Raw genomic sequence first — 2,023 nt, 5'->3', positions numbered from 1 at the left:
GACTCCTCCCGCGGGCCGGCGATCTCCGGCACCCTGCCCTGCGGCTGGCCGACCGCCAGATCGGCCAGCAGGGCCGCCACCTCCTCCACCGCGACCGGCTGGGACCGCATCCGCGGGACGAGCGCGACCGGACCGGGTACCAGGGCCAGCGCCTGATCGGCGAAGTCGTGGAACTGCGCGGCGCGCAGCACCGTCCACGGCACCGGGCCGGCCTCGATCAGCTGCTCCTGGCGCAGCTTTCCGCGGTAGTAGCCCAGGCCCACCCGGTCGACGCCGATGACCGACAGCGCCACGTGGTGCCGCACACCGGCCCGCTGCTCGGCGGCCAGCAGATGCCGCCCGGCCGTTGCGAAGAACGCTTCGGCGGCCTTCCGGCCGGTCGCCTCGACATTGGCCACGTCGACCACCGTCTCCACCGAGGCCAGCGCCTCGTCCAGCCCCTGACCGGTCACCAGGTCCGCGCCGCGGGACCGGGCCACGACCACGGTTCGGTGCCCGCGCGCGGTCAGCTCCGCGACCACATGCCGTCCCGCCAGTCCGGTACCGCCCACCACAGCAATGCGCATCTCTCCGCGATCCTCTCCGTTCGCCGGCCGCGCCGGCCGCACCGCGCACGGTCCTCGTGAGGAGGACGGGACAGCCGGTCGCGGTGTGACACCCGCCCGGCGGTCACCTCGGCGCCGCCGGCCGGCCGGCCGGTTCGACCGGCACCAGCAGCGCCGCGCCCACCACGACGAACCAGCCCAGGGCGACGACATTGAGCACCTGGTCCGCGCTCCCGTACATGTCCAGGTGCCGCAGGTGGAAAACCAGGTGCGGCACCCCGAAGACCAGCCAGGCGAGCCCGGCCGTGCCGGCCAGTCGGCCGTCGCCGGCCCGGCGGGCCGCACTCAGCGTCACCACCGCGAGCGCCAGGTAGAGGGCGCCCACGTCCCGGGCCAGATGCTCGTTGTACGGGCCGAGCACCGGCAGCCAGTGGCGGCCGAAGCCGGGGAAGGCCCGGTACCAGGAGGCCGGCAGGAAGAAGGCCCACACCCCCACGTACATCGCGAGGGCGGCGGTCACCAGCAGCAGAATTCGTCGCGTCGTCAGCTTCACACCCCTCGGACGAGATCGCGCCGCCCGCTGTGACACGCGCGGTCATCGCCCGGTCAGCGTGCCGAAACCGCGATGCGCGGGGTGGCGGCGAAGGCGGCGGTCGGGGTCATCGCGACGCCCCTGACCACCACGGAGGCACTGGTGGAGACCTTCGCACACGCGCCGCCGGCCGCGGTACGGCCCCGGGTGGGCGGCTCGACCGGGGACACCGCGACCCCGCCCGTCCGCTCCTCGAAGGTCTCGTCGGAGGGCGGTCCCGGCCGCCCGTCGGCGGAGGCGCGCGGCGAGGCGGCGGCGGTCCGGGGAACGGGGGAGGCGCTGACCTTCACCGGGCGGTCCGCGCCGATGGTCGCGAACAGGCCCCGGGCGGCGGGCGCCGGCACCAGCCGGTTGCGGTCCCGCGGGTCCGGCCGGGTCGGCATCGTGGTGAAGGCGAAGCGGGCGGACGGCACTTTGCGTACATCGTCGGCGAGTCCGTACAGCTTGGAGACGGCGGCCAGTCCCGGGTCGACCGTCAGCGCCTTGGTCGCCGCGTCGGCCGTCGAGAGCATGCCCGCCGGGTCGGACAGCCGTCCGCCCGCGCGCATCCGGTGGGCGAGGGAGGCCAGGAACAGGTGCTGCGCGTCGGCGCGGCCGAGATCGCTGCCGTCACCGAAGGCGTGCCGGGACCGCAGGAATTCCAGCGTCGCGTCGCCCTTCAGCGCGTGCCGCCCCTTGGCGAGCTTCAGCCGCGAGTAGGGGTCGTAGACATCGCGGTCCACGCACACCTGCACGCCGCCCACCGCGTCGGACATCCGCACCACCCCGGCGAAGTCGGCCATCACGAAGTGGTCGATGGGGAGCGCCGTGAGCGCGTGCACGGCGGCGACCGTGCAGCCCGGGCCGTACTGCAGCGTGGAGTTGACCGGGCCGCGCCGGGCCGGCG

The 2,023-nt window shown here is 75.0% G+C and carries 3 protein-coding genes; all 3 read right to left on the bottom strand.

All coding sequences use genetic code 11. The features are described from left to right. Nucleotides 1-566: SDR family oxidoreductase (locus GA0115240_RS00490; protein ID WP_093734645.1), on the bottom strand; the 566-nt coding region annotated here is incomplete at its 3' end. A gap of 103 nt (nt 567-669) precedes the next feature. Beyond that, nucleotides 670-1,098 carry a hypothetical protein gene (locus tag GA0115240_RS00485; protein ID WP_256069362.1) on the bottom strand — a complete coding sequence of 143 codons (429 nt, stop codon included), beginning with the start codon at nt 1,096-1,098 and terminating at the stop codon, nt 670-672. A gap of 53 nt (nt 1,099-1,151) precedes the next feature. After that, on the bottom strand, nt 1,152-2,023 hold an 872-nt coding region (locus GA0115240_RS00480; protein WP_176724950.1), incomplete at its 5' end, for an LCP family protein.

It is taken from the genome of Streptomyces sp. DvalAA-14 (genome assembly GCF_900091855.1).
In the GTDB taxonomy this organism is placed as follows: domain Bacteria; phylum Actinomycetota; class Actinomycetes; order Streptomycetales; family Streptomycetaceae; genus Actinacidiphila.
Note: the sequence above shows the minus strand (reverse complement) of the source record. Positions and strands in the feature narration are given on the sequence as shown.